At 28.1% G+C, this 1,741-nt stretch carries 1 protein-coding gene; it reads right to left on the bottom strand.

Annotated features, from left to right (window positions below; genetic code table 11):
- Positions 1-182: 182 nt before the first annotated feature.
- Positions 183-1,601 (bottom strand): transposase, encoded by a 1,419-nt coding sequence (locus L21TH_RS07390; RefSeq protein ID WP_006313179.1) that lies wholly within the window; start codon positions 1,599-1,601, stop codon positions 183-185.
- Positions 1,602-1,741: the final 140 nt, after the last annotated feature.

The following is a 1,741-nucleotide window of genomic DNA, read 5'->3' as shown; positions in this document are numbered from 1 at the left end:
ATAGGTAATTGCGAAATTAAATAGCTGAAGGCTTAGATTACGAAAAAAATAGTTTAATAGTACAAGATTAGTAAAAATTGTTGAATCTACAGTTATTGGTTAAGTAGATTAGAAGAAAAAAGACATGACAAAAACAGCTACCAAAAGCTAGCTTAAGATAAGTAAAATATGTAAATTAAGGATTATGCTACTAGAGATTTAATTGCTCTTGGTCTTTTTACTTGATTTGATTTATACAAAATAATTAAAGCAATTAGTTGTGTAATCCCTGCTAAAAGAACATCAGATTTTATGCTTGTTGAATTTCTTAATTTGCTAGCTTTTAAGCACATTAGAGATTTTAATTGAGCGATAGCTCGTTCACAAACAGTTCTAATCTTGTATAGAGACTTCCATTTTTCAGAGTCTCTAGGTATTACAGAATTTAGACGATAGTTTTTATTGACACCAACTTGAATAATACGACCGCATTTAGAATCAGTACAGGGATTATCACAATTAAGGATATATTCTGTTTTACCATTAATTTTAGTTTTCTTAGATTTAGGACATAAATATTTGATTCTATCGGCACGTCCTTTTTCTCTAGTAATACCATCAAATTTCATTTCTAGAGAAGAGTTATAAGGACAAGTCGGAATACCATATTCATTAAATCCTGGCTTAGGTAAATTACTTGTATTGCGTGGATTGATGGGGATAATTGGAATCATATGTTTATCAGCATAAAGATACTTGTAATTATCATAAGCATCAAATCCACTATCACCAAGAAAATATTTATACGTAAAGTTAGGATGTAATGTAAAGTAGTTTTTTAAAACACTAATGAGAGTCTTTGAATCATATTTATCTTTAATCTTTGAAGGAGATTCACTATCTTCTTCAAGATTAAAATCATAAAAATCAATATGACGAACGATTCCAAGACCATTAGTTACAATATTTGACTTTTGATAGTAGCCAAAATGACCATTTAGATAAGTTAGTTTGATATCTGGATTAGAAGAAGCTTTTTTAGGCATTTGAGAATAAGCTAAATTGTGAGGATTAAAGTTATCGTCGTCATTTTGTTTAGCATATTGTTTGGCAGCCCTCAAAATAGATTCAAAAAACTTAGGATTATTTTCTTTAACATAGGCTTCAAAACCAGTAGTATCAGAAATTAGAATATTAGATAATTCAGAGTTTATTTTCTCACAGATAGGTTCAGTAATATCGACTAACTTGTGAAACATTTGGTTTATTTCGGTATAGAAATTAGTCTTAAATCTAGAAAATTGGGATTCATGAGGAACATTATTAAATCCACAGAAATCACGTAATTCTTCACTAAACTCAAGAAAAGTAATTAAGAGAGTTGTTTCAGGAATTGAGAATAGTTTTTGAAGAATTAAAGCACTAATCATAGATGATAAATGATAATCTCTAGAACGACCCATTTTAGAGTAATATGAATCATAGAAAGATTGAGGTATTAGTTCAGAAATATTAATAAACTCTTCAAAAAGTTTAATCAATTTAGGTTTATCTTTTTCGATTAATTTATCAAATTCATCAGTAAAGTTTGAGAAAGATAATTGATTTTTTAAAGCTTTCATAGGGTTTCTTCTCCTTTCTTATCTAGAAATTTGTGTAGTTGTATATATAAATAATTCTAGAAAAAGTGGGGGAAACCCTTTGTAATAAATTTAATAAAAACTCTAAATTTCAACACTTTTAGAGTTTTGCAATAAGCTAA

Source organism: Caldisalinibacter kiritimatiensis, assembly GCF_000387765.1.
GTDB lineage: Bacteria > Bacillota > Clostridia > Tissierellales > Caldisalinibacteraceae > Caldisalinibacter > Caldisalinibacter kiritimatiensis.
The sequence above is the reverse complement of the archived record's forward strand: the minus strand, read 5'-3'. Positions and strand labels throughout refer to the sequence as shown.